General features: G+C 44.4%; 23 protein-coding genes and 1 other annotated feature. Of the genes, 7 read left to right on the top strand and 16 right to left on the bottom strand.

The annotated features are described in order from the left end of the window. The first annotated feature begins 34 nt into the window (after window positions 1-34). On the top strand, window positions 35-436 hold the full coding sequence (locus NST62_RS02700) for a globin (RefSeq protein ID WP_141601674.1): 402 nt from the start codon (window positions 35-37) through the stop codon (window positions 434-436). Then, entirely contained in the window at window positions 433-1,257 is an 825-nt protein-coding gene (locus NST62_RS02695; RefSeq protein WP_141601675.1) for a DsbA family protein, read from the top strand. Before NST62_RS02700 ends, NST62_RS02695 begins: the two co-directional genes overlap by 4 nt. 596 nt (window positions 1,258-1,853) lie before the next feature. Here the strand turns inward: NST62_RS02695 and pepF are convergent. From pepF to spxA, 4 genes are all read right to left on the bottom strand, one after another. After that, a complete protein-coding gene (gene pepF, locus NST62_RS02690) occupies window positions 1,854-3,659 on the bottom strand; it encodes an oligoendopeptidase F (RefSeq protein ID WP_141601676.1) in 1,806 nt (601 codons plus the stop codon). A gap of 45 nt (window positions 3,660-3,704) precedes the next feature. Further along, on the bottom strand, window positions 3,705-4,844 hold the full coding sequence (locus NST62_RS02685) for a competence protein CoiA family protein (protein WP_181733184.1): 1,140 nt from the start codon (window positions 4,842-4,844) through the stop codon (window positions 3,705-3,707). Between the two features lie 131 nt (window positions 4,845-4,975). Beyond that, on the bottom strand, window positions 4,976-5,617 hold the full coding sequence (gene mecA, locus NST62_RS02680; RefSeq protein ID WP_141601678.1) for an adaptor protein MecA: 642 nt from the start codon (window positions 5,615-5,617) through the stop codon (window positions 4,976-4,978). A 384-nt stretch (window positions 5,618-6,001) separates the two neighbouring features. Further along, the gene (gene spxA, locus NST62_RS02675) at window positions 6,002-6,397 is read right to left on the bottom strand and encodes a transcriptional regulator SpxA (RefSeq protein ID WP_181733193.1); all 396 of its coding nucleotides are present in this window, start codon (window positions 6,395-6,397) and stop codon (window positions 6,002-6,004) included. Between the two features lie 462 nt (window positions 6,398-6,859). Beyond that, window positions 6,860-7,072, top strand: a binding site (T-box leader). Between the two features lie 55 nt (window positions 7,073-7,127). Between spxA and trpS the strand changes: the two genes are divergently transcribed. Further along, window positions 7,128-8,129, top strand: coding sequence for a tryptophan--tRNA ligase (trpS, locus tag NST62_RS02670; RefSeq protein WP_141601680.1), 1,002 nt, complete (start codon window positions 7,128-7,130; stop codon window positions 8,127-8,129). Between the two features lie 252 nt (window positions 8,130-8,381). Here trpS and fabF read toward each other — a convergent pair whose 3' ends face one another. Beyond that, a complete protein-coding gene (gene fabF, locus NST62_RS02665; protein ID WP_141601681.1) occupies window positions 8,382-9,620 on the bottom strand; it encodes a beta-ketoacyl-ACP synthase II in 1,239 nt (412 codons plus the stop codon). A gap of 73 nt (window positions 9,621-9,693) precedes the next feature. After that, window positions 9,694-10,632: a beta-ketoacyl-ACP synthase III gene (locus NST62_RS02660; protein WP_141601682.1), complete on the bottom strand. Its 939-nt coding sequence runs from the start codon at window positions 10,630-10,632 to the stop codon at window positions 9,694-9,696. A 195-nt stretch (window positions 10,633-10,827) separates the two neighbouring features. Between NST62_RS02660 and NST62_RS02655 the strand changes: the two genes are divergently transcribed. Then, entirely contained in the window at window positions 10,828-11,025 is a 198-nt protein-coding gene (locus NST62_RS02655) for a DUF2929 family protein (RefSeq protein ID WP_141601683.1), read from the top strand. Window positions 11,026-11,103: 78 nt separating this feature from the next. Here NST62_RS02655 and NST62_RS02650 read toward each other — a convergent pair whose 3' ends face one another. Next, a complete protein-coding gene (locus NST62_RS02650; protein ID WP_342463115.1) occupies window positions 11,104-13,242 on the bottom strand; it encodes an AAA family ATPase in 2,139 nt (712 codons plus the stop codon). Between the two features lie 198 nt (window positions 13,243-13,440). On the opposite strand from NST62_RS02650, the gene NST62_RS02645 reads away from it, so the two are divergent. Beyond that, the gene (locus tag NST62_RS02645) at window positions 13,441-14,127 is read left to right on the top strand and encodes a Crp/Fnr family transcriptional regulator (RefSeq protein ID WP_141601786.1); all 687 of its coding nucleotides are present in this window, start codon (window positions 13,441-13,443) and stop codon (window positions 14,125-14,127) included. Between the two features lie 49 nt (window positions 14,128-14,176). Here the strand turns inward: NST62_RS02645 and NST62_RS02640 are convergent, their stop codons facing one another. The 7 genes from NST62_RS02640 to NST62_RS02610 all read right to left on the bottom strand — a co-directional run bounded on the left by NST62_RS02640 (window position 14,177) and on the right by NST62_RS02610 (window position 19,652). Further along, the gene (locus tag NST62_RS02640) at window positions 14,177-14,854 is read right to left on the bottom strand and encodes an ABC transporter ATP-binding protein (protein WP_141601685.1); all 678 of its coding nucleotides are present in this window, start codon (window positions 14,852-14,854) and stop codon (window positions 14,177-14,179) included. Next, window positions 14,851-15,663, bottom strand: a complete 813-nt coding sequence (locus NST62_RS02635) for an ABC transporter permease subunit (protein ID WP_141601686.1) — start codon at window positions 15,661-15,663, stop codon at window positions 14,851-14,853. Before NST62_RS02635 ends, NST62_RS02640 begins: the two co-directional genes overlap by 4 nt. Continuing rightward, a complete protein-coding gene (locus tag NST62_RS02630) occupies window positions 15,663-16,118 on the bottom strand; it encodes a nitrous oxide reductase accessory protein NosL (protein ID WP_141601687.1) in 456 nt (151 codons plus the stop codon). The genes NST62_RS02635 and NST62_RS02630 overlap by 1 nt, the downstream gene beginning before the upstream one ends. Next, window positions 16,115-17,398, bottom strand: a complete 1,284-nt coding sequence (locus tag NST62_RS02625; RefSeq protein WP_141601688.1) for a NosD domain-containing protein — start codon at window positions 17,396-17,398, stop codon at window positions 16,115-16,117. Before NST62_RS02625 ends, NST62_RS02630 begins: the two co-directional genes overlap by 4 nt. A 63-nt stretch (window positions 17,399-17,461) precedes the next feature. Then, on the bottom strand, window positions 17,462-18,121 hold the full coding sequence (locus NST62_RS02620) for a nitrous oxide reductase accessory protein NosL (protein WP_141601689.1): 660 nt from the start codon (window positions 18,119-18,121) through the stop codon (window positions 17,462-17,464). Window positions 18,122-18,497: 376 nt separating this feature from the next. After that, on the bottom strand, window positions 18,498-18,806 hold the full coding sequence (locus tag NST62_RS02615; protein WP_141601787.1) for a metal-sulfur cluster assembly factor: 309 nt from the start codon (window positions 18,804-18,806) through the stop codon (window positions 18,498-18,500). 84 nt (window positions 18,807-18,890) lie between these two features. Beyond that, window positions 18,891-19,652 (bottom strand): alpha/beta hydrolase, encoded by a 762-nt coding sequence (locus tag NST62_RS02610; protein WP_141601690.1) that lies wholly within the window; start codon window positions 19,650-19,652, stop codon window positions 18,891-18,893. A gap of 114 nt (window positions 19,653-19,766) precedes the next feature. Here NST62_RS02610 and NST62_RS02605 point away from each other — a divergent pair, with 114 nt between their 5' ends. Further along, window positions 19,767-20,576: a Cof-type HAD-IIB family hydrolase gene (locus NST62_RS02605; RefSeq protein ID WP_141601691.1), complete on the top strand. Its 810-nt coding sequence runs from the start codon at window positions 19,767-19,769 to the stop codon at window positions 20,574-20,576. Window positions 20,577-20,660: 84 nt separating this feature from the next. Further along, complete coding sequence (locus NST62_RS02600; protein WP_141601692.1) at window positions 20,661-21,518, top strand: DegV family protein; 858 nt, start codon at window positions 20,661-20,663, stop codon at window positions 21,516-21,518. Between the two features lie 352 nt (window positions 21,519-21,870). Here NST62_RS02600 and NST62_RS02595 read toward each other — a convergent pair whose 3' ends face one another. After that, window positions 21,871-23,619, bottom strand: a complete 1,749-nt coding sequence (locus NST62_RS02595; protein ID WP_141601693.1) for an oligopeptide ABC transporter substrate-binding protein — start codon at window positions 23,617-23,619, stop codon at window positions 21,871-21,873. A 100-nt stretch (window positions 23,620-23,719) separates the two neighbouring features. Next, complete coding sequence (locus tag NST62_RS02590; protein ID WP_141601694.1) at window positions 23,720-24,616, bottom strand: ABC transporter permease; 897 nt, start codon at window positions 24,614-24,616, stop codon at window positions 23,720-23,722. Window positions 24,617-24,622 lie beyond the last annotated feature (6 nt).

Genomic DNA, 24,622 nt, shown 5'->3' with positions numbered 1-24,622 from the left:
GCAAATGCGTATATTAAAAGGAGTTTTTTCACCTATGAACCAAAAATACAAAGTTCCATATGAAGAAATTGGTGCTGAAAAATTAAAGGAATTGATTCATGCCTTTTATAGACGTGTCGATGTGCATCCGTTGCTGCGGCCTTTATTCCCGGATGACTTGACGGAGACCATCCGGAAACAAATCCAATTCCAAACCCAATACCTGGGAGGCCCGAATTTATATACGCAAGAGCACGGTCATCCGATGATGCGCGCAAGGCATATGCGTTTCAAAATCACGCCCGATCATGCCCAGGCCTGGCTTGAATGCATGAGCGAAGCAATGGATGAAGTGGGGCTGGAAGGACCGTTGCGCGAACAATATTTCCAACGGCTCGTGTTGACTGCGCATCATATGATTAATTCTCCGAACGAGGATGAGGGGGGATTCGATTGAATAATATCCAGCTTGTATCAGAGCCTGTCGCATCCGATAAAACGTCGAAACCGATTGAATTGTATGTTTTTATTGACCCGCTTTGCCCCAATGCCTTCAAATTGCAGTCCCTGTTGAAAAAACTGCAATTGGAGTACGAGCATTATTTCACATGGAGATATGTACTCAGTACCGAGTTGACCGCTTTAAACTGTGTCACTCGGCGCATCAAAGGGTGCTTTACAGGTGCTGATGTGGATATTACTCATCCCGCCTTGCCCTCGCTAGCCATCAAAGCGGCCGAATTGCAAGGGAAAAAGGCGGCCAACCGATACATCCGAAAGTTGCAGGAACACGCATTATTGGGAACAAAAAACGTCCATTCTTATACCGCGTTAGTGAAAATGGCCAAAGAAGCCAATCTGGATCAGGAAGAATTCGTCAAAGATTTCGGATCAAAAGAAGCGGTGCGCGCATTTCAATGCGATTTGTATATCACAAGGGAGATGGAAATCGACGAAGTTCCGAGCATCGTCTTTTTCAATGAATATATCGAAGAAGAGGGATTGAAAGTCAGCGGAATTTATTCCTATGAGATTTACGTACACATCCTGCAGGAAATGCTGGATGAAAAAATAGTCCGCAAGCCTCTTCCGTCCTTTGATGAATTGTTCCAGCGTTTCCACTATTTAACGACGGACGAAGTGGCCAGCATTTATTCCATATCTATAAGCGATGCCGAACGGGAATTGAAAAAACGCATGCTGCAGCAAAAAATAGAGCGCGTGTCGAACGAAACGGTGACCCTTTGGCGGTTAAAGCAGCCATCCTTCTCATTCTAGCAATCATGAACCATCATTTGATATTAATAGAATCTTTCCGTGTAGACATGAAAAATGTCTACTTTTTTTTGCGCTTTTTTCGGGAAGGATTCTGCGAAGCGCTTCTTCAATTCCTTGAAACCGGCCGTTTTTCATTTGACGGAAGTCTTCCGCAAAATATCGGAACATGGGGATTTACAAACATGTAAAAGAGGCATTTGCCATTTGCAAATGCCTCTTTACACAAAGGGGATGGGAGAAATGTTCACGTTCAAACAAAGGGGTGTATGTTTGATATGTGATTTATTTCACGTTTATAATTTATCATGGAATAATAATTAATGCAAGGTTTGCGACTCGAAATTCACAAATTCGACATAATGAAAACACTTTCATTAAACTTTCAAAAAATATTGAAAAATTAAGAAAAAATATCCCTATTAAGTTGATTTTCCCAGCACGGAAATCATACGCTTTCCATATAAATATTCGACAAAAAAATATTATACAAAAAAAGTTTTAATCCGAGAAAAAAATGCTTCAAAAGAGAATCCACCCTCTTTTAAAGCATTTTTGATGAGCCCTTATGCAATTTGTACTATTCCCCGCGGGAAAACTTATTTTAATAATAAAGATTCCAATTCGTCCAGCTTTTCTTCGAATACTCTGCAGGCCTGGGCGATCGGTTCCCGGGATTCCATATCCACTCCTGCTTTTCTTAATACTTCGATTGGGAAATCGGAGCATCCGGCTTTCAAGAAGTGGTTGATGTAGCGGTCCACTGCCGGTTTTCCTTCTTCTAAAATTTGCCGGCTCAAAGCCACTGCCGCGCTTTGTCCCGTCGCATATTGATATACGTAGTAGTTGTAATAGAAGTGCGGGATTCTCGCCCATTCGAGGCCGATCTCTTCATCGACCGTCATTTCTTCTCCGAAATATTGTTTATTCAAATCATAATAAATTTCCGTCAAACGTTCCGCCGTGATGGCTTCCCCGTTGCGGTCCATTTCGTGGATCATATGTTCAAACTCCGCAAACATGGTTTGCCGGTAAACGGTGCTTCTGAAGCTGTCGAGCCAATGGTTGAGAAGATAAAGCTTCATTTGTTTATCGTCCGTATGTTTCAATAAATAATCGAATAACAGCTCCTCATTGCATGTGGAAGCCACTTCCGCCACGAAAATGGAGTAATCCGCATATGGATACGGCTGCGTTTTTCTCGTATAGTAGCTGTGCATGCTGTGGCCGAATTCATGGGCCAACGTGAACAAGTTGTCGAGATTGTTTTGCCAGTTCAACAAGACATATGGATTTGTTCCATATGTGCCGGAAGAGTAGGCGCCGCTCCGTTTGCCCTTGTTTTCCATCACGTCCACCCATCGGCTGTTCAATCCTTCCTGCACGATGGACTGATATTCTTCCCCTAATGGCGCAAAGCTTTTCACCATAATGTCTTTCGCCTTTTCATAAGGCATGTCGATTTTCACTTTCTTCACAAGGGGAACAAACAGGTCGTACATATGCAATTCATCGAGTTCCAGCGCCTTTTTGCGCAATTTTACATATCGGTGGAGCGCCGGCAAATATTCATGGATCGTTTCAATTAATTGATCGTACACTTTTTCCGGTATATGGTTGCCGGCAAGCGCGCGGTGTCGGGCTGACTTGTAGTTGCGGATTCTCGCATACACATTGTGCGCTTTGACATTGCCTGCCAGCGTGGAGGCAAAGGTGTTGATAAACTTGCCATACGTATCGTACATTGCTTTGAAGGCGCTTTTTCTCACTTCGCGGTCTTCGCTTTCCAAAAACGTGATGTAATTGCCGTGAGTGAGCTGCACTTCTTCGCCTTCTTCATTTTTGATCACAGGGAATTCGAGATCCGCGTTGTTCAAAGCGCTGAATGTCGTACCCGGCGAGCTTGACACTTCCGAAAACTGCGCCAGGATCTCCTCTTTGTCCGCAGACAACACATGAGGCCGCTGCAAGTTCAATTCCTTGAACATTTGCGTATAGAGGCGCAACGGTTCATATTCATCAAGATATCGCTGAATTTGTTCCTCTGACAGCGTCAAAATTTCCGGAGTCAGGAATGACCATGCCGCATTGATTTTCGCGCCCAATGAGCGCGCGCGGCTTTCCATGCCCTGATATTTGCTCTTCGTCGTATCTTCATCGTGTTTGAGATGGCTGTAGACATAGAGTCTTCCGAAGCGTTCGGAAATTTGATCGCTGAATTGCAGCGTTTCATATAAAGATTGGGCGCTTTCCGTTGCTTTCCCTTTATACTTTTCAGCTTCTGAGACCAATTTTTCCAAATCCTTGAATTCCTGTTCCCATGCCTCATCGGAAGGGAAAATGGTCGTCAAATCCCAAGTCAATTCTTTCGGCACTTCTTCGCGTGTAATCAATTTTTTTGCCATATGAATGCCCCCGTCCTGAAAAAATTTGGTACCAACCATATTTTCTCAATCTTTGACGTTTGTTGCAAGAAATTGCCTGTACAGAAGTTCCTCCAGTTGCGGCTGTTTCACGGAACTTTCGGCATTTTCCACCCCCAGTTCCTGCAGAAGCCGCACAAATCGGAGGACCGGCAAAAGCGCATCCTCCGTGCAGATCCGATTGGACCAGCGGAAAAAATCCGAAATCACCGCCCGGTTGATGGCATGCACTTTTATTCCGCAAAGCCCAATAAAATACATCAGCTCCGTCTGCCATTCAACTGCGCAAACCTTCAGCGCTTCATTGCCGCAGATCGGCACGCCGAGAAAGGATGGAAGATGTTCAAGATTCAGCCGAAGTTCATAAACGCTTCTTAAAAATAAATCATTGACACCTTTTCGGCTAAGTAAAACCCTTGACCGCAAAAAATGTTTGATAAAAAGATGGTATGCTTTTAATACTTTGGAAAATTCATCGGTCGAGTAAGACTTTGGCAAATAAAACGGGAAATGCTGCCTGAATAGAGGAAGGGGAATGACTTTTGAAAAAAACGTGATGCCTTTCAGATGAATGAGATTGGAGAGATACACAAACTGTTTGGATAAAGGATCGTAGGTCATGAGAAATTTCGGCCCATTTTCGCCGCAAGCAAATTGCTGGAGTTGATGAGGAAGGGTCACTTTTTGGAAGCCTTTTGTTCCATTGAGTTTATTGACAGGAGTTAACGGAATCCAAATGGGCATAATCTTTTTTTGAAGATATCCTTGATTTCGTTCCATCAAACGTTTATGATGAATGGGACTGCATTGGAACTCGATGGCATAAATGGAATCGTTCTTATTGACCAATAAATCGGGCCTCTGTCTTAGTTCCGGCAAATAGGATTCCAGTTCCACCCGGAGCTCCAGGGAGCGGAAAAAACCAAATAGCTGCTCTTTTCCCAGCAGATGCTCCATCGTTTCGCCTTCCGAAAACGTTGAATCGCATCGGCTTTTTGTTATATGGGCAAAGTGGGGAATCCTGATATGGCCGATTTTCAATTGAAGCGGTCCGCCGCATTGGGGACAGTAAAACTTTTTTTCTTCCCTTAAACGTCTCAAGGTTGTATGAGGGATCTTGGAATCAATGATAAATTTCTCCTGATTTTCAGTTACTGCTACCAGCACAAAATCCCCCCTTTTCAACCATTTTATGTAATGAGGGAGCCGCCCGCAAGAGAAAAAATTGTTTTGCATCCAAGAAAAAAGGGTAAGGAAAAAAAGGCAAAAAAACAAAAGTGCCCAAATATAGGCACATATTAATCAAAGTAGTGGACAATTGTTTCGAAGCAATCTTCTTCCATAATTGCCGTACCATATTCTTTTAGCCGGTAAATCGTCATTTTGGAACTTGTTAAATATTCATCCAAAATGGAACGTATATTTTGGCGTGTAGCACTGTCATTGATGCCGGTGAAATCGATGGCAACATAGTAATCATTTTCATATTTATATAAAGAGCTGTTTAAGCCGTAATCCACTAAACGGTTCGCCACTGGAACGATCTCATCGATATCCTTGAATTTATATATGGACATATTCTTTATTCCTTCATAATTTAGCACATCATCATCTTCGAAGGGATTGAACGGTTCTTTTTGGCCGATTGCCGCTTCATGTTCTTCAAAGCTGGAGAACAATGCGCCCGGATCCCCGTCATTGACGTTTGCCCGTGTAACGATGACTTCCAAGCCTTGTTCGGAAGCATTCACATGGATCCAGATTGGGCCATCCAAGTCGAAATATTCTTCCGTATTGATTTCACCAATCATATCCCAAAACAATTCTTCGCCTTTTGCTCTGTTGTACCAAATTTCTTCACGGGTGTATCCGCGGTCCTCAATATCACGGTATGTGATAAAGAGCTTGATTGTATTTTCATTTACGCGTTCGATGTCCATGAGACTTCAACTCCCTTCACAGTCATTGGTTGAAAACCCGAAAGCGTGTATTTAGTATGTTTGAATCGGGGGGAAATTACACCCCAATTCGACAGTGCCTTTCCCCTAATCCTTTCCTTTGGCAAACAGAACAAAACGCTTTCTATATTTATATGTCTCATTCTATGATTCTATTGTATGATGAAGGAAGAGAAAATGAAAAGGAAAAACACCCTCGAATTAAAATTATTTGAATTATTGAACATTGTAGATGACAACCTAAATTAAATCAAGTATTAAGTGAAAAATGATGAATTTTCGTCAGGATTTTTTCGCAAATAAAAAAAGCGTAATCAAGTCAAACAGAGTTGACTGATTTACACTTTTTTCTGCAAAATTTTATGATTAATTGACCATTTTTTGCGCTTCCATCAATTGGTAAGCACGGACTTTCCGAGGCAAGAAACGTCGGATTTCGTCCTCATTAAAACCGACTTGGAGGCGTTTTTCATCCAAAATGATCGGGCGGCGCAAAAGTCCTGGATGTTCCTGGATCAATTCATACAATTTTTGCAAAGGCAGGCTTTCCACATCGATGTTCAACTTTTGAAAAACCTTTGAACGAGTGGAAATAATCTCATCCGTTCCGTCCTCGGTCATTCGCAAAATTTCTTTGATTTCACTGATTGTAAGAGGTTCCGAAAAGATGTTCCGTTCTCTATATGGGATATCATGCTCTTCAAGCCATGCTTTCGCTTTTCTGCATGATGTGCAGCTCGGTGAAGTATATAATGTTACAATCATTGTTCCACTTCCCTTCTATTATTGATTGTTCTATATTCATCAAAAGCATTTACTTCTGAGTAAGCATTTATCAATTTAGAATTAGTATTATTTTAAATTCTGTATCAATTATACACTATTCTTCCCGATTTGAATATAGTTAATTTAAAAAATTATATATTTTATGGTAAATTTCTTAAAAAAATTCGTTGATTTTGCTTTGTTGAAGACAAAAATCCTTTTTCTGCAATAGTGAAATTGCGCCGATGCCTCCCTGATGTCCATGCTTTTCATTTCTCAATTAACTTACAATAATCGAGAATATTCTTAATTTATTGACAAAATGCATCTTTTATGTTTCTACTACAGTATTACCCAATTCTGTTTATTCTCATTCCAGGATGAATAAATTTTCATGTTTGATTTTTCCTATAAATTACTTTATAATTCACTCATAATTTATCGATGAAAATGCATAATGAAACAGCGATGACGAAGGAGAGTACATTTGCCTTCTGCGCCAAGAGAGTCTGTGGCTGGTGCGAACAGATCGCAGCGGCAAATGGAATGGGCTTCCGAGCTAGCTTTACGAAAGAAGAGTAGTAAAGCACGTCCACTTCACGTTACGAAGAACCAAGTGGCCTCTTTAGGCAAACTGGGTGGTACCGCGGATACACATCATTCGTCCCAATACAACTGTATTGGCCGTTTGATGTTTTTTTATGGAACAAAATAGGAGGTAATGTTGATGAAAACCATTTTCTCAGGGGTTCAACCAACAGGAGTCATTACATTAGGAAACTATATCGGAGCATTCATGCAATTCCCTGCGCTGCAAGATGAAGGAAACGCCATTTACTGCATCGTGGACCAACATGCCATCACCGTTCCGCAAGATCCCCAAGAATTGCGGCAAAACATTCGCACTCTTGCTGCCACTTATCTTGCAACGGGCATCGATCCGAAAAAAGCGACGTTATTTATCCAATCGGAAGTTCCTGCCCACACGAAAGCCGGCTGGATGCTGCAATGCATCACATCCATTGGGGAACTGGAACGAATGACGCAATTTAAAGATAAATCGGCGAAAGTCGGAAAAGAATTCGTTTCAGTCGGTCTTTTGACATATCCTCCATTAATGGCGGCAGATATCTTGCTTTATAATACAGATATCGTCCCTGTCGGAGAGGACCAAAAACAACATCTTGAATTGACCCGCGACTTGGCGGAACGCTTCAACAAACGCTTCGGCGAAGTGTTCAAAATTCCGGAAATCCGGCTTCCGAAAGCGGGGGCACGCATCAAATCATTGCAGGAACCGACGAAAAAAATGAGCAAGTCCGATGCGAATACAAAAGCGACCATCCGTTTATTGGATACGCCAAAAGAAATCATGAAAAAAATCAAATCGGCCGTGACGGATTCGGAAAACGTGATTGCCTTCGACGAAGAAAGAAAACCGGGCATTTCCAACCTTTTGACCATCGAAGCGGCCATCACCAACAAATCCATCGATGAAGTGGTGAAAAAATATCAGGGTCTCGGCTACGGCGCCTTTAAAGAAGGAGTTGCGACGGCTTTGATCGAGCATTTGACGCCAATCCAGGAACGTTTCCGCGAAATCGTCGACTCCGAAGAATTGGATAAAATTTTGGATGAAGGTGCCGAAAAGGCAAATGCGATTGCCAACGAAACGGTTAAGAAAATGGAGATCGCGATGGGAATAGGCCGAATATCAAGACAAAAATAATGACCAAAGAAGCCGAAGCCAAATATAGTTCAGGAGCGCTTAAAATATAGGAAATAACGGCGCGCCAGGAATATCCGAGCGTCCGGAAGTTCAGGTACAGAAGAAGATTGCTGACGGAAATGACGCAAATGCCGTAGCTAAAGAGAAACAGCATAAACCTGAAAATCATGCCACCATCCCTTCTTTTCCCTTTTTATTCATCAATGAAAATAAAAATGCGTTTAGCACCGGGCTAAACGCATTTTTATTTTATTATTCCTCGATCTTTTTGAAAACGAGGCTTGCATTATGTCCTCCGAAACCTAGCGAGTTGCTCATCGCATAACGGATGTCCGCTTTGCGCGCTTCATTTGGTACATAGTCAAGATCGCATTCAGGATCCGGATTGTGCAAGTTGATTGTCGGAGGCAGGATGCCCTCCTTCAATGCCAAAACCGTGAAAATCGCTTCCACACCGCCGGCAGCGCCAAGCAAATGACCTGTCATGGATTTTGTGGAACTCATCGCAAGTTTATAGGCATGGTCGCCAAATACTGTTTTGACCGCCATTGTTTCATATAAGTCATTGTATGGCGTGCTTGTTCCATGGGCATTAATATAATCGATATCTGTCGGGTCAATGCCGGCATCATCAATGGCATGCTTGATCGCACGGGCGGCGCCTTCCCCATTTGGAGCCGGAGCCGTAATATGGTAAGCATCGCCCGTTGCACCATAGCCGATGATTTCCGCATAAATTTTTGCACCGCGCGCTTTGGCAAATTCATATTCCTCGAGTACCAGCACTCCTGCCCCTTCGCCCATGACAAATCCGTCGCGGTCTTTATCAAACGGGCGGGATGCCGTATTTGGGTCAGGATTCAATGAAAGAGCAGTGGCTGAACAGAAACCGGCAAGCGCCATTTTAACGATTGGGGCTTCTGTTCCTCCCGTAATCATCACATCTGCGTCGCCGCGCTGAATGACCTTAAACGCGTCTCCAATCGAATTCGTTCCTGATGCGCATGCAGTCACTGTACATGCATTTGGACCTTTGGCGCCCAAATAGATGGAAACTTGTCCGCTCGCCATATCCGGAATCATCATCGGAACAAAAAATGGACTTACGCGGCGAGGACCGCGCTTTTGAAACGTCTCAAATTGCTCCTCGTATGTTTCCATTCCGCCGATGCCGGAGCCGATCCATACGCCGACCCGATCGGCAATTTCATCCGTAATCTCCAAATTCGCATCTTTCACGGCCATCAAGGCGGAAGCGACGGCAAAATGGGTGAAACGGTCCATTCTTCTTGCTTCTTTTCGCTCAATAAATTGTTCAATATCAAAATCTTTAACTTCCGCAGCCACTTTCGCCGGGAATAAATCCGCATCCACTCTTGTCAACGGCCCAATGCCGGATTTGCCTTCTTTGATTGCAGACCATGTTTCTTCCACTGTATTTCCAAGCGGAGTAACGGCACCAACGCCGGTTACAACTACTCTCCTTTTCATGTCTCTCTTGAACCCCCTTACAAATCACTATAATTATAAATTACTATAACTCGATGGGGAAAATCTATATCATTTATTTTCCCCAACGGATGACAGCGCCGCCCCATGTGAGCCCTCCGCCGAATCCGACTAAAACAACAATATCGTCATCTTTGATTTTTCCTTCATCCAGTTCATCTTTTAACGCGATTCCGATGGAGGAAGATGAAGTATTGCCATACTTATGAATGCGTTTGGACAATTTATCTTCGGACAATTCCAATCTCTCTCTCGCCGCTTCCATGATGCGGATATTCGCCTGGTGCGGCACGAGGAAATCCACATCTTCCTTCGACAGCCCCGCCTTTTCAATGACCGATAATGCAGTGGCCCCCATTTGGCGTACAGCAAATTTAAATACTTCACGGCCGTTCATGTAAATGAAATTTTCATCATTCATATGCAAATATTTTCCTCCTGAACCGTCCGCCCCTAATTCAAAAGCCAAAATGCCTCTTCCTTCCGACACTTTGCCGACCACGGCGGCGCTTGCTCCGTCTCCGAACAGCACGGCCGTATTACGGTCCTTCCAATCCGTAATTTTGGATAATTTTTCTGCACCTACCACTAATACATAGTCATAATTGTTGCTTTCTACAAATAATTTTGCCGTCGCCAGGGCATAAATAAATCCGGAACATGCGGCGGATAAATCCATGGCAGCCGCATTCACGGCCCCCAATTTTTCCTGTATTTGGCATGCGACACTTGGGAAGGCGCGATCCGGCGTAACCGTCGCAACCAATATCAAACCGATCTGCTCAGGGCTGATTCCGGCATTTTCTAGTGCCTTTTTCGCCGCTTTATAAGCCATATCCGAGGTATCTTCATCTTCCCGGGCGATCCTTCTTTCTTCAATGCCCGTCCGGGTGCGGATCCATTCATCGTTTGTATCCAGAATTTTTTCCAAATCAAAATTCGTCACAACTTTTTCAGGAATATATTTTCCTAAACCGAGTATTCCAGCGTTCATGGTCATTTAACCCCCATTATTAATACTTACGATTAGTAGTTGGTCATAATTATAGACCATCATGCAAATTTTCACAATAATAAAATTGAATTATACCAAAAAGTTTATTGTTTATTTTTGACAGACTGTGTTATCATTATTAAGATGAACCATGCATATATTGAGTAATTTATGGGCAATAGAGGTGAAAACGAAATGCAATATATTATCTCGTTCATTTTGGGAATCTTGTTGATTTCAATGTTAAGCTACGTGGTTGGTTCCATTTTGGGCGTGCCATTCGACTTTACGACAACTGCATTTATTGCTGTCATCTTCCTTATTCTTGTTTGGATCGTAGCTGCAATCATCCCTAGCGAATCTCCAAAAGAACTTAAATCTGACCAAAAATAATAATCGGTAATGAAAAAACCGAATGGGTTTCGATTTCCCATTCGGTTTTTTCATTGAATTTGAACATCCCTGGAATTTTCATTTCTTTTCTTTCAAAACGGCCAATTGTCCATCCTGCAAGGAAACCCTCATCGTTTCTCCCGGCAAAATTTCCCCTTTCAGCAATTCTTTCGCCACGGCCGTTTCCACATGACGCTGTACGAAACGCTTCAAAGGTCTTGCCCCGAATTGCGGATCTACGCCGTTTTCCACCACCCATTTGACCACTTCATCATCGACAATCAATGTAATATCGTTTTCTGCCACCCGCTCCTGCAATTCTTTGATATATTTCCGGGCAATCGCTTCGAAATGTTCGTCCGAGAGGGCATGGAACAGAATGATGTCATCAATGCGGTTCAACAATTCCGGCTTAAAATGCTTGCGGAGTTCGCCCATCACCACTTTTTCCACTTCTTCGTTCAATTCGGCACCCGCGTCCAGCAAATATTGGGAACCGATATTGGATGTCATGATGACGATGGTATTGGCAAAATTGACGAGGCGTCCCTGGCTGTCCGTAATCCGTCCGTCATCAAGGATTTGCAGCAAAATGTTCGCCACATCCGGATGGGCTTTTTCAATTTCGTCCAGCAAAATGACGGAATATGGATTTCTGCGCACCGCTTCCGTCAACTGGCCTCCTTCTTCGTAGCCGACATATCCCGGAGGTGCGCCGACAAGCCGAGATACGCTATGTTTTTCCATATATTCGCTCATATCAATCCGGATAAAATGATCTTCCGAATCGAACAATTGGGCTGCCAATGCTTTGGCAAGTTCGGTTTTCCCTACGCCTGTCGGGCCAAGGAAAATGAAGGAGCCGATCGGACGGTTCGGATCTTTGATTCCGGAACGGGCGCGCCATACCGCTTCCGTCACGAGTTTGACCGCCTCATCCTGTCCGACCACCCGTTCATGCAAGGTTTCTTTCAGGCGCAGCAATTTCTCGCGCTCGCCTTCCATCAATTTCGCCACCGGAATTCCGGTCCAGCGGGAAACGATGGTCGCAATTTCGTCGGCCGTCACTTCTTCGCGCAATAGCCGGTTTTCGGAACCCTTGGCCAGCGATTCCTCCAATTGTTTGATTTCCTTTTCGATGTCAGGAATTTTTCCATATTGGAGTTCCGCCATTTTGTTCAAATCCATCCGGGCCTGTGCATCTTCCAGCTGGCGGCGGTATTCGTCCAACAATTCCCGTTTCTTTTGCAATTGTTCCAAACCTTGTTTTTCAAATTCCCATTTCTTTTTCAATTCTTGCTGTTCTTCTTTTAATGCTTTCAATTCTTCCCTTAACGCTTCCAGCCGTTTTTTGCTCGCTTCATCCGTCTCTTTCATCAGCGCCTGTTCTTCAATTTCCAGCTGCATCACCCGGCGCGTCACATCATCCAGCTCCTGCGGCATGGAATCGATTTCCGTCCGGATCATCGCGCAGGCCTCATCAATCAAATCGATGGCCTTATCCGGCAAAAAGCGGTCCGTAATATAACGGTTGGAAAGCTGGGCGGCTGCAATAATGGCCCGGTCATGGATTCGCACCCCATGATGGAGTTCAAAACGTTCTTTCAGCCCCCGCAAAATCGAAATCGTATCTTCCACGGAAGGCTCCCTGACCATCACTTGCTGGAAACGGCGTTCTAAAGCCGGATCCTTTTCGATATATTTCCGATACTCATCCAATGTCGTCGCTCCGATGCAATGAAGTTCGCCGCGGGCAAGCATCGGTTTCAAAATGTTGCCGGCATCCATGGAACCTTCCACCCTTCCGGCACCGACGATTGTATGGATTTCATCGATGAATAAAATGATTTTTCCTTCGGATTCCCGGATGGACTTTAAAACGCTTTTTAAACGCTCCTCAAATTGCCCCCGGAAACTGGCTCCGGCAATCAACGAACTCATATCCAGTTCCCATATGACGCAATCTTTCAATGCTTCCGGCACATCTTTCCGGACAATCCGCTGCGCAAGCCCTTCCACAATCGCCGTTTTTCCGACGCCTGGTTCCCCGATGAGCACAGGATTGTTTTTCGTCTTTCTGGATAAAATACGAATAACATTCCGTATTTCTTCGTCCCGTCCGATGACCGGATCGATTTTTCCTTTTTTGACTTCTTCGTTCAAATTCCGCCCGAATTTTTCCAAAGGATTGCGGAGATCTTCCTGCTGCAATTGCATATAACCACCTCTTCATAACGTTTGACCATTCTTGACTAATCTTGATTATAATTTTATAAACATGGAAATGCAAAAAATCTCTCCTAAATTATTCAAAATATCCCTCATGCAAATGTGGTATTATAATTATAGGTTTTACCGTTTGTTTTGAAGGAACCCTTACATCAGTTACAAGGATGTGATAAATACATGGTTTTAATGGATAAGGTTCCTATGGATTTCCAGTCATTATTCGAAGAGCATGGCCTTTTAATGAAGATTGATAAAGGAAATCAAATTTTCCGGGAAGGCGAAAATGCGGATGAATTTTATCTCATCCTGAAAGGGACGGTGCAAGTAAGCAAAGAAACGGAAAACGGAAAAGAATTGACGCTGAGAATTTGCGGCCCCGACTCCCTCATCGGGGAATGCGCCGTTTTCGGACCTCCTGCCATTCATACAATGTCCGCAAAAGCTCTGACATATACCGAGCTTTTAATGATAAAAAAAGATGCGCTCGAAATGTTGCTGACGGAACAGCCGACTTTAATGATCGAATATATTAAATGGCTGCAAAACGAACATCTGAAAACCCAGAGCATTTTAAGGGATCTGGTGATGCACGGCAAAAAAGGCGCCCTCTATTCAACGCTGATCCGGCTAACAAATACGTACGGAAAATTGGATGAGAATGGGGATATTTATATCGACATCAATTTGACCAACACCGATCTCGCCAATCTTTGTTCGACAAGTAGGGAAACGGTCAATCGCATGCTCAATGATTTGAAAAAACAGGGGGTTGTTTCCTTTGAAAAGAGCACCATCATCATCCACGATCTGGATCATTTGAAAAATGAGATATGCTGCGAAGGCTGCCCGATCAACATTTGCCGCATCGACTAAAAATAGCGAATTGGAAAACGGCCGTTTTTCCAATTCGCTTTTTTCATTTTTATAATCCGATTTTTTGCAGCCAAAGGTCTTCGAGATGCCGGCATTGGTGGTCCTGTAATAATCGTTCCACTTCACCGGCGGCCAAAATTCTTCCTTCATGCAAAATGATGACATCATCCGCCAGCTGTTCCGCAAAAGCCAACATATGGGTCGAAAACAGGACCGTCGCCCCCCGGCTGCGTTCTTCCGCCATCATTTCCTTCAGCCGGGCGATCCAATACGGATCCAGACCGTTTGTCGGCTCGTCCATGATAATCAATCCATCCCCGCCGATGAGGCTTTGGGCCAAATTCAGCCGTTGGCGCATTCCTTTCGAAAAAGAGGACACTTTCTGTTTTTTCACTTCATACAGTCCGACCCGCTTCAAGATTTCATCTTGTTCCGCTTTTCCGACCTTCTTTAAAGATGCCAAAAGGCCCAATACTTCTTCCGCCGTCAACATTCCGGGAAAATCCACATCATCCGGCATATAGCGCACAATCCCCCGATTATGCCAAATGAGCTCGCCGCCCGTCGGCTTTTCCTGGTTGGTCAAAAGGCGGATCAGCGTGCTTTTCCCAGCGCCGTTGCCTCCCGCAAGCGCAACGATGCGCCCTCTCCGGATGGCGAAATCCGCTTCATGGAGACCTCTGTTGTTTTTATAGATTTTTTTTAAATTCCTTGCTTCCACAATCATTTTTCAACACCAAATTTCTTTAATTTGATGGTTGCCAAAAACAACGGAACGACAATCCAAAGTATTGTGACCACGATGAAAACGGCTTTTCCGGCCACAGATCCATAAAATCCGATTAAATCATAATAGGTTGGTCCAAGCACCGCGGTCTGGCCGGAAATCAAAAAATACCCGAAACGCAGCCAATCAACCGGATTAATATGCAGTATGGCGATGGTGAGCTTTTGAAGCACATGGCCAGGAACGACCGTGCCGATGGCCATCACCAGATAAGAAAGGAGCAGCAGCAGTAATGCCCACACCACAAGGGAAATCGCAAGGGCATGAAGCCGGTTTTTCGCCAAAGTTCCCAAAAGAATCGCGATCGCCGAAAATATGAAAATCAGACACAGCGCGATGACCAGAAATTCATAAGGCACTTTCACGCCTCCGAATAGTCCGCCCAACAAAAAGACCACGCCAAGGGCCAACAGAACGATGAAAATAAATGAACCGACCAGCGCCACAAACTTTCCTGATACATATTGGAAAATTTTCATCGGATAGGTTTTCAACAATGAAAACCAGCCGGACTCCACATCGCCCGCCACGCTCATTCCTCCAATGGTAAGCGTAAACAAAGGGAGCAAAAACAACAGCAAGTTCAAGAAAGAAGCCGTCTGTCTTGTAAACCCTTCAATATCGGGCAGCGCCAATTGCTGAATCATGACAATGGAGACAAAAACGAAAATGAATAGTACGGCCACGAGCTGCAGCCATCTGCTGCGGAGCATTTGTTTCCATTCCAGAACGATCAATTTGCCGAGCATCAGTGATGGATACCCCATTTGAAATCATATAGTTGTTCGTATGTCAGCCGTTCGCCTTCGCTATTTTCTTTCATATATTGTTCCGCAGCATCTTTTGAGCTGAAGGCCAGGACTCCGTAGTTCATTGGCGTCCAATAATCTTTCGAATACACATATGTGGCCTCTTCCACAGGAAGCCATTCATTCCCGTCGGCGCTTTTGATAAAGGCCGCGCCCACTTCCGATTCATCGACATCCTTCATAAACTCGATCAAACAGCCCAAATCATCGAACACTTCATAATCCCCGTTTTTGAATACAAGCTGCGCCGCATAATCTTCATGGGTGATTCCCATATTGCATACTTTGCAAATGTCCGTTTCCGCATTGATTTCCCTTGGTTCATACGTTTTCTCGGAACATCCGATGAGCAAAACGCTAAAGAGGAAAAGTAAAATTAACGTTTTCCATTTCATGTAAGGACACTCCTTCTCCATATCACGATGCATGCGATTGTCAAGATGAATCCTAAAATAAATTGTGGCCAATAGAGCTTCCATTGAATCCCCCGGTCCGTTTCGAATTTGGTAACCGGATTTTCATCGACTAACAATTGTTTGGAAGTTTTATTTGTTTGCTGATCAATCTGATTCAATAATACAACACTTGGCGCTTCCACATAATACTGGTACACGGGTTTTCTTACCATCCACTGGCCGAAGCTTTGCAGAGCCACGTATGGTTCATCCCCGATTCCGTCATCATCGATGTCGATTCCCGCATAATCGTCATAATAATTTTCCTTTAATTGAATGCCGTTCATATCCGACCGAACATTCACCAAGTTTCCGACAAAATAATTTTTCTTCACTTGGCTGCCGCCGGAACGGATGGCTTCAACAGCAGTCTGGTTCATTTGAAGAATATTGTTTGAAATGTTCGTGTCATCGGATTTTTGTACGGAAATGGCCACCCGGTTTCCCGAAATGGTATGGTTTTGGATGTCGATATTCTTCACTTCATATAAAGTGATGCCCGTCCCATTGAATCCGTCCTGATAGGAAATGTCGTTTCTGGAAAGGCTTACATTTTCCGTCATCATAATCATAAGCCCTGTTACGTTTTTCTTGTAAACATTGTCCCGGACTTCCGCATCTTCGCTGTACATAAAATGGGTTCCATACCGGCCGTTTTCCACCTTGTTTTTCAACACCGAAATGTCTTTTGCGTTTTCGAGGTAAATGCCGTCCTGCACATGGGCTATGTCATTGTTTTTTGCGGTAATGCCCGAACTGTCATAGAAAGAGATGCCGTTTCCTTTTTTACCAAGGTTTTCACCATTTCCGGCAATCGTGGTTTTTTCGACGGCAATCCCATTTGTGCGGTAAACATCAATTCCGCTGAAAACACCGTTCATTATGAGGTTGGACAATTTGATATCGTTTGAATCTTTGATGACCATTCCCGTGCCGGGCGTCTGCACCTTTATTCCCTGAATGGTCACGTGATTTGCTCCGTTCACGGTAATGACCGGTTCCTTTGGATTTTTGGGCTTGAAAACGGCGTTTCCGTCCCCGATCAACGTAATTCCTTTCGGGATGATGAAATTCCCTTCATATGTACCTTTTGAAAGATGGATCACGTCGCCTTCTTCCGCCTGGTCGATGAGCTGCTGGAAATCGGTTCCTGCTTCCGCTTCATGGACAAAACCGATCAGCGCGGCGAAGAAAGCGATATGAAGGATGATAGAACGCATGCCAATCAACTTCTTTCAAAAAAGTATTCGACTAGAGGGAATCCCCTCGAGTCGATTTTACCATTAATGGTTATGTCCATTGTGTGACATATTTTGCATGTTGTCATGCATGTTGCCATTTTGTTGTTGCTGTTCGGCTTGTTTTTTCAATTTTGCTTCGCGTCTTTCTTTTGCTTCTTGTTTTACGACATCAAGTGCAGTGATTTTGTAGCTAGGGTTGTCAGCGATGAATTTATCTGCGTCTTCTTTGTTTTTAAAGAATACGTAGCCCCAGTTCATCGGAGATTTCAAATCTGTTTTGACGATTGTCGCATCATCGACAAGCACCCATTCCAATGTATTGAAGTCGCGCACGTATTTTTGGTTTTTCTCGTTGTGCGCCAATTCCGCATTCAACAAGCAGCCGATATCGTCATAGAAAGCGATTGAGCCGTCTTCTTTGATTGCTTGTCCGCTGAATTTTCCTAAATCATCAGTCACTTCATAAACTTTCATATTGCACATTTCGCATTTTGTATCCGCAGTAGGTTCTTGCAGGCGTGGATCCGGTTTGGAAGCGTCTGTTTTCGCGGTTTCTTCTTTAGTTTTTTGATCCTCTTTGCTGACTTCTGTTTGTTTTGTGTCATCGCTTGCATTTTTGTCCTTGTCGGATGCTCCGTCCTGGCCGCATGCTGCCAATGCGAACAATGCTAGTACCAATATGAGCGTCAACCATTTCTTCATTCTTTTTACCCCTTCCAAAATATTACTAGAATAAGTTCTTCGCTTACTACTTTACAAAGCGTTTGTGAAAAAAGATGAAAGTGTCTGTAAAAAAAATGAGAAATAAAATTGGCAAATTTGTTTCAGACCGAACATTCTTCTGCAAAAAGTGACATTCTATCCGCAAGAATAAGGAAAATTCCAGTTCCTTATCCGCAAAGTAGGAGCTCCATCCGGACAACCTGAACTAATCAATAACAAAACAAAAAAACAGCGGATTGAAAACCGCAAGTTCCCAATCCGCTGTTTTCAGTGAGGTGTCGGAAATGCCTTTTTCTTATGTCCGTTAGTTTATCCAAATTATATATGGAAATACATATAGAGTATAACCTTTGCCTTATCGGATTCCCAATGCCATTTTTGCGTATCGTGACATCATGTCCTTGTTCCATGGCGGATTCCACACAATATTGACGTCCACATCTTTCACTTCAGGCAGTTCGCTTAAAACCGTTTTGATTTGATCCACAATGACCGGACCAAGAGGACATCCCAAAGAAGTCAACGTCATAGTAATTTTGCAGACCCCTTCATCGTCCATGTCCACATCATATACTAAACCCAAGTTGACGATATCGATGCCCAACTCAGGGTCAATGACATTTTCCAAAGCGCCAAGAATACTTTCCTTCAAATCCGCATCCATTGCCATACTGATCGCTCCTTTCATCCGAAATGAAAACTGTTCTCAATCAACATACTACACGAACAGAAGCAAAAATACAAAAAATTAGTCTTCGGTCAAATGTTTCCCAAGGAAATCCGTTACAGCCAGCATCCCAGGGCGATTCACTTTATGGCCCTGTTTTTCATCGATGATAAATTGCAAGCGTTCCGGCGCTTTATAGTATGGACGGACCGTTTCGTAAAAATGCAGCGCATTCCCGATCGGAACGGTTGAATCTTTTTTGCCGTGCCAGAAAATTACAGGGCGATTGTTTAATCGTTCCGGCGCTTTTGTTATATCATATTCAGAAAGAACGTTATGCATCTGTTCGATTTGCTCATCGGTAAAAGGAAGTTGGATGCCCGCTTTTGCAAATTCCTTCAATTGATAATCGGCCAAAGCATTATATCCCGGCGCGCCCATGCAAATGCCTGCCGCATCAATCCAATCATATTTTTTCAAACAGCCGCACGCGGTAATTCCGCCCATGCTCGTGCCCGCAATGCCCGTTTTCTTCGGCTCAAAGCGGTTTTGTATTTCCCTGTATAATAGGTCCACCTCATGTATCGAATTCACGACGATGTTCCAGAACTGCAAATTCATTTTTTCTTCCGGTGAATCGCCCGCTCTGTCTCCATGCAGCAATGCGTCCGGCAAAACGACGCGGACCCCTTTTTTCACCAATCGGTAAGCATAATGCAAATTGTGCTCTTTCGCACTTTGAAATCCATGCAAAAATATAAGAACGGGTGAACGTTCATTCATTTCATCCGAATAAAAATGGATCACGGGAATATCTTGCCACATTTCATCATTTACTATCATTACCTTCACTCCTTCAGGACCACCTTTATATTACCAGAAATTATAAACGGTGACAAAATTTTGACGAAATGATCCCATCACGATAAAATCGTATAGACAGAAAGGGGACTTTCTATGAAACAACATTTAATTGTGTTAGACTTAGATGGTACCTTGTTGACAGATCAACATACAATTTCGCCCAAAACAAAACAAACGTTGATGAAAGCCAAAGAAGCGGGGCATCAAATCATGATTGCCACAGGAAGACCGTTCCGGGCAAGCAACATTTATTATCAGGAATTGGGACTAACCACTCCGATTGTCAATTTCAACGGAGCTTATATACATCATCCGAGAAATCCGTCCTGGCAGGCCATCCATTCCCCGATCGATATGAAAGTGGTGCATGATGTCATTGACTCGGTCGATAAATATCAATATGAAAATTTGATCGCCGAAGTCATCGACGATGTGTATATCCACGTGGAAGACAAATCGATGATGGATATTTTCAGAATGGGAAATCCAAAAGTCACCATCGGCAATTTGCGGGGCAATTTAAGCGAAAATCCGACGAGCTTATTGATTCATGCCGATGAACAAAACGTGCCGCTGGTCCGCAAACATTTGCAGGAAGTGCACGCCGAGCTGATCGAACATCGCCGGTGGGGGGCGCCATTCAATATTGTGGAAGTGGTGCGGAAAGGGTTGAATAAAGCGGTCGGGGTTTCCCTTGTCGCAAAATATTTGGGAATTCCAAGAGAACGGATCATCGCCTTCGGGGATGAAGACAACGATTTGGAAATGATTGATTATGCCGGCATTGGCGTTGCGATGGGCAACGGCATCAGCAAATTGAAAAGCATCGCCGACGAAGTGACGGGTACGAACAATGAGGATGGCATTGCCGACTTTTTGATGGATCGATTAAAATTGGCATGACATTTCATCTTTCGACGAAACACCCTTCTTACCTGTTTTTTGGAAGGGTGTTATAATTTTTCAAAAGACAGAAAGGGGCACAATATGATTCTCTTTACAGACAGCGCAAGCGATTTGCCAAAAGAATATTACGAACAGCACAATGTGGTTTTTTTTCCGCTGAGAGTCCATCTGAATGGACAAGAATATCCGGATGTTATCGGCATCGATCCGAAAACGGTATATGATGAAATGAGAAAAGGCGCTGCTCCAAAAACCTCCCAAGTATCCCCGGACGAATTTTATAGCACCTTTGAACAATATGCAAAAAACGGCGAAGAAGCCATCTATATCAGTTTCTCCTCCCAGCTGTCCGGAACTTACAATACTGCTGTCATGATTGCGGAACAGTTGAGGGAAAAATATCCGGACTTCAAATTAACGATCATCGATACAAAATGCGCCTCCCTCGGACAAGGGCTTGTGGTGAAAAAAGCGGTGGAATGGAGAGATGCCGGCGTGCCTTTTGGGGAACTGGCGGAAAAAGTGGAGAATTACGCGAAACATATGCAGCATATTTTTACCGTGGAAAATCTTGAATATTTGGCGAGAGGCGGCCGGATTTCGAAATCAAGCGCCTTTATCGGCGGACTTTTAAGCATCAAGCCGATTTTGCACGTGGAAGACGGAAAGCTCATCCCGATCGAAAAGGTGCGGGGAAGAAAGAAGGCCCTTGCCCGTATGGTGGAATTGATGGCCGAGCGCGGCGGGGATTTTTCCAATAAAATTGTCGGCATTTCCCACGGCGACGACTGGCAGACGGTGGAAGATGTAAAAAAACTGATTGAAGAAAAACTTCATCCGAAAGGGTTCGATGTCACAATGATCGGCTCGGTAATCGGCTCCCATTCCGGTCCGGGCACATTGGCGATCTTCTTTACAGATAAGGAGTATACCGATTGAATATAGAAAAGCACCTTCATCCAATAGAAGGTGCTTTTTGGCTTTATTTCCAGATTCCGCAAAAATATCATATTTTGTAATTTTTCCAAGCGCGAAATTGCCTTCGAGACTGTTATCGATGTAGTGATAATAGAAGTGTAAAGAATGTTTTTCTTTTCATCATTCTTAAATTTGTAAAAAAATAATTAAGGGCTGTCTGAAACGCGGTTAAATCGGGTTTCAGACAGCCTGTTTTTTTGGCGCATTTTGTATCGAAAGCCTTTGTGATCTTATCGCCCCTCTTTGTTTGCTCATATTCACACTCCGGATTTATTTGCCGTTGAACAAATCCAATCCCAATCCAAATCCGACCTTATTTGCTCTTGATCGACTCTTTCGCCAGGAGCTCGATTTCGTGCAATTCAACCGGGTTACCGTAATCGATGCTGTAGTATTTCACCCGCTTGTTGACCGGCACGATTTCGTAGCTGAACTGCAGCGGAATGACCGGGGCTTTTTCGGCCATATATTGCTGCCAAATGCGGAACTGTTCCGCGCGGTAGGAAGGATCGAACGCTTCCGGAGAATCGATTTTCCGGATCGTTTCCTCCAAAAATTCGGACGTATAGCGGCTGAAATTGAAGGCGTCGGATTTTCCGTACAATCCGGACGGGGAAGGATTCGTGCCCGTTCCCCAGGCGGCCATGAACACATGGATTTCCGGATCGTCCGCCTCCACTTTATCATAGAAGGCGTTCACTTCGATCGGCCTTCCTGTCGTCAAAGTGACGTTTAACCCCACATCCCGCCAGTTTTGCAAATAATAGGCGGCAATTTCGTCCTGAATCGGATCGCCCGCCATAGTGGCAAACTTGATTTCCAACTTATTGCCCTCCGGATCTTCCCGGAAGCCGTCACCATCGATATCGATATACCCTGCCCTGTCCAAAATCCGCTTCGCCTTTTCGGGATTGTACGTATAGCCTTTCAAGGATGCATCATGATAGCCTTTAAAGGCTGGAGGAATCAATGAATTGGCGCGCTGCCGGAAATTGAAAAAGAGCACCTCGCACACGGCTTCCACATCCAGGGCATAGCCCATCGCCTGCCTCAACGCCTGATTCCCTACGGGCGTCGCATTTAGATCCGTCACCACTTCCCGCTTTTCCGGATCCCATTTTCCGAGCTTAAAGCCCAAATAAGAGTAGTACAATTCCGGCCGTCCCAATATATCGATATTGTCATACTTTTGTATTTCCGGCCATTTCGTCGCGGCAAATCCCGTCACGATGTCATATTTTCCCGAGCCGATCGCCACGGACACGGAACTGGATGGAACCACCTCCACATACACTCCGTCCAGCTTCGGCTCACCTTTCCAATAATAAGGGTTTTTCACAAACTGCACCGATTCGCCCGGTACAATTTTATGGAATTTGAAAGGGCCCAATGTCACAGGATTCTTCCGCACCGCATCGCTCTCAATCAAATTCTTGACAGGAATCCCTTTTAGCTGATGGCTCGGCGCCGCGTACGTCCACAGTCCGTCGCCTCCGGAAAAAATCGCCGGCGACAATTTTTTGAATCGGATTTCCAGCGTCCGGCCGTCGATTTTCCGGATTCCTGAAATCTTATCCGCCTTTCCTTCGTGATATTCTTCGACGCCGATGATGTTTTTGAATTCCGTATCGTAGCGGACGCCCGTATAATCCGGATGGGCGATGATTTCATAAGGCAAAATCAAATCTTCAATTTTCAGCGGTTCTCCGTCCGACCATCTGACCCCTTCCCGGATCGTGATGGTCACTTTGTTTTCTTTCTGATTGACATCCAGGGATGCGATGCCTTCATCGGTGATTTGAAAATTGCCGTCCATCTCGAAAATGGCATTGGATGCATAGCTCATGATCGCCGCGTCATAGCGGTTTTCATAAAGCTCCGCCAAAAACACCCCCTGGAACGGCTCGTCTTTGACAATCCCCACCTTCAATATGCCGCCTTTGATCGGTTTTCCTTCGTTCGTGACGGAAGCCGGCAGCGTTACGTTTTGGGAATAAACGGCGGAACTGCCGATTCCGATAAACATGAAAAGCGCGATTCCGAGTAAAATGATTCGTTTCATGATGTCCTCCCTTGTTGCAACTTGATTTTCCGTGTCCTTTATTGCGTCCACAACTTCCATTTCCAAATGCCTGCCGTTTTCAGTTTCAAGAATCCGCGAATCAACCCAGCCGCTGCTTCACATCGAGGGATCTTCTCAATGCCTGGCCGATATAATTGATGGCCAGCATCATGAACAAAATCAGCAAAGAGGCGGGAAGCCACACCCACCAATATTCCTGCAGCACGGCCGGATTATTGGCGTAGCTGACCAGCGTTCCCAGCGAAGGCGTTGTCGGCGGCAATCCGAAGCCCAAATACGACAATCCCGTCTCGATGCCGACGTTGCCGGCAAAATTCAACGTCAGCTCGACAATCAGCAGGGAGCTCAGATTCGGCGCCACCTCTCTCCGCATGATCGTAAAATCGCCCGTCCCGAGGGTCTTCGATGCGCTCACATAATCCCTTTTGCTTTCGGACAGCGCCTTTGACCGGACGAGCCGCGCCGTTCCCGTCCATAAAAACATGCTCATGATGAGAATGAACGTCGCCACCGAATACTTGGGCACCAGGGTCACAAACACGATGATGAATAATAAGGACGGAATCGTCACAAAAAAATCGATGATCCGCATTATGATATAATCGACCCAGCCCCCGAAGTATCCGCAAATGAGCCCCACCACGATCCCGATCAAACCGGTAATGAGCGTTATCGCAAGGGCAATGAAAACGGAGTTTCGGGCACCGATGATCAGCTGGCCAAAAATATCTTTGCCGCCCTGGTCCGCGCCAAGCAAATATTTTTCCCCCGGCGGACTATACCGGTCGTACAGATTGATGCGCATCAGCGTTTCCTGATCGATGAAAAGTGAAGCAATAAAAACGAACAAAATGAAAAAAACTAATAAATAAAGCGACATCATGGCGATTTTGTCCTTTTTGAACTCCCGGAACAACACTTTCAGCCCGCGGGGACGGCCTTTACTTCCATACCGTTTTTTCTTCTTATAGCTCATTGTGCC

This window comes from Ureibacillus sp. FSL K6-8385, assembly GCF_038593155.1.
Lineage (GTDB): Bacteria > Bacillota > Bacilli > Bacillales_A > Planococcaceae > Ureibacillus > Ureibacillus terrenus.
The sequence above is the reverse complement of the archived record's forward strand: the minus strand, read 5'-3'. Positions and strand labels throughout refer to the sequence as shown.

Excerpts from the sequence above, each read along its gene's own strand:
- NST62_RS02620 (WP_141601689.1), bottom strand. The coding sequence starts at position 18,121 with ATGAAGAAATGGTTGACGCTCATATTGGTACTAGCATTGTTCGCATTG.
- mecA (WP_141601678.1), bottom strand. The coding sequence starts at position 5,617 with ATGGACATCGAACGCGTAAATGAAAATACAATCAAGCTCTTTATCACA.
- NST62_RS02595 (WP_141601693.1), bottom strand. The coding sequence starts at position 23,619 with ATGAAACGAATCATTTTACTCGGAATCGCGCTTTTCATGTTTATCGGA.
- NST62_RS02640 (WP_141601685.1), bottom strand. The coding sequence starts at position 14,854 with ATGATTGTGGAAGCAAGGAATTTAAAAAAAATCTATAAAAACAACAGA.
- NST62_RS02650 (WP_342463115.1), bottom strand. The coding sequence starts at position 13,242 with ATGCAATTGCAGCAGGAAGATCTCCGCAATCCTTTGGAAAAATTCGGG.
- NST62_RS02700 (WP_141601674.1), top strand. The coding sequence starts at position 35 with ATGAACCAAAAATACAAAGTTCCATATGAAGAAATTGGTGCTGAAAAA.
- NST62_RS02600 (WP_141601692.1), top strand. The coding sequence starts at position 20,661 with ATGATTCTCTTTACAGACAGCGCAAGCGATTTGCCAAAAGAATATTAC.
- trpS (WP_141601680.1), top strand. The coding sequence starts at position 7,128 with ATGAAAACCATTTTCTCAGGGGTTCAACCAACAGGAGTCATTACATTA.
- NST62_RS02630 (WP_141601687.1), bottom strand. The coding sequence starts at position 16,118 with ATGAAATGGAAAACGTTAATTTTACTTTTCCTCTTTAGCGTTTTGCTC.
- NST62_RS02660 (WP_141601682.1), bottom strand. The coding sequence starts at position 10,632 with ATGAACGCTGGAATACTCGGTTTAGGAAAATATATTCCTGAAAAAGTT.
- NST62_RS02610 (WP_141601690.1), bottom strand. The coding sequence starts at position 19,652 with ATGATAGTAAATGATGAAATGTGGCAAGATATTCCCGTGATCCATTTT.
- NST62_RS02635 (WP_141601686.1), bottom strand. The coding sequence starts at position 15,663 with ATGCTCGGCAAATTGATCGTTCTGGAATGGAAACAAATGCTCCGCAGC.
- NST62_RS02645 (WP_141601786.1), top strand. The coding sequence starts at position 13,441 with ATGGATAAGGTTCCTATGGATTTCCAGTCATTATTCGAAGAGCATGGC.
- NST62_RS02615 (WP_141601787.1), bottom strand. The coding sequence starts at position 18,806 with ATGGATGCGGATTTGAAGGAAAGTATTCTTGGCGCTTTGGAAAATGTC.
- NST62_RS02625 (WP_141601688.1), bottom strand. The coding sequence starts at position 17,398 with ATGCGTTCTATCATCCTTCATATCGCTTTCTTCGCCGCGCTGATCGGT.
- fabF (WP_141601681.1), bottom strand. The coding sequence starts at position 9,620 with ATGAAAAGGAGAGTAGTTGTAACCGGCGTTGGTGCCGTTACTCCGCTT.
- NST62_RS02590 (WP_141601694.1), bottom strand. The coding sequence starts at position 24,616 with ATGAGCTATAAGAAGAAAAAACGGTATGGAAGTAAAGGCCGTCCCCGC.
- NST62_RS02655 (WP_141601683.1), top strand. The coding sequence starts at position 10,828 with ATGCAATATATTATCTCGTTCATTTTGGGAATCTTGTTGATTTCAATG.
- pepF (WP_141601676.1), bottom strand. The coding sequence starts at position 3,659 with ATGGCAAAAAAATTGATTACACGCGAAGAAGTGCCGAAAGAATTGACT.
- NST62_RS02605 (WP_141601691.1), top strand. The coding sequence starts at position 19,767 with ATGAAACAACATTTAATTGTGTTAGACTTAGATGGTACCTTGTTGACA.